Raw genomic sequence first — 303 nt, 5'->3', positions numbered from 1 at the left:
GGTCCATGCGTAACACCATTACCTCATCGTACAACGTCATTCCGGCATCGTGACCGAAGATTCCGGAAACCCGCCAAATCGGTCACGATAAATCAGAACAGGCGGTCACGATAACCAGAATGACCGATCACGTTGGTCCAGAATACCCAACGTTCAGTTCTCAAGGATGAGACACGCTTGATTCTTGCAACATCCCAACCCTCAGGCACCTCCCCAATCCACTCCACCCCCGAATCTTTGTAGGCAGGGTAAGGTTTGTAATGACTCATACGTTATCTCCTTCCGGCATCGGTAGTACCGCTA

1 protein-coding gene is annotated in these 303 nt (G+C 50.8%); it reads right to left on the bottom strand.

What is annotated here, in order from left to right; translation table 11 throughout:
- Positions 1-92: 92 nt before the first annotated feature.
- Positions 93-269: a hypothetical protein gene (locus IV91_RS17695; RefSeq protein ID WP_200874459.1), complete on the bottom strand. Its 177-nt coding sequence runs from the start codon at positions 267-269 to the stop codon at positions 93-95.
- Positions 270-303 lie beyond the last annotated feature (34 nt).

The organism is Ferrovum myxofaciens (assembly GCF_000735045.1).
Classification (GTDB): domain Bacteria; phylum Pseudomonadota; class Gammaproteobacteria; order Burkholderiales; family Ferrovaceae; genus Ferrovum; species Ferrovum myxofaciens.
This window is presented reverse-complemented; position numbering and strand designations above follow the sequence as displayed.

Excerpts from the sequence above, each read along its gene's own strand:
- IV91_RS17695 (WP_200874459.1), bottom strand. The coding sequence starts at position 269 with ATGAGTCATTACAAACCTTACCCTGCCTACAAAGATTCGGGGGTGGAG.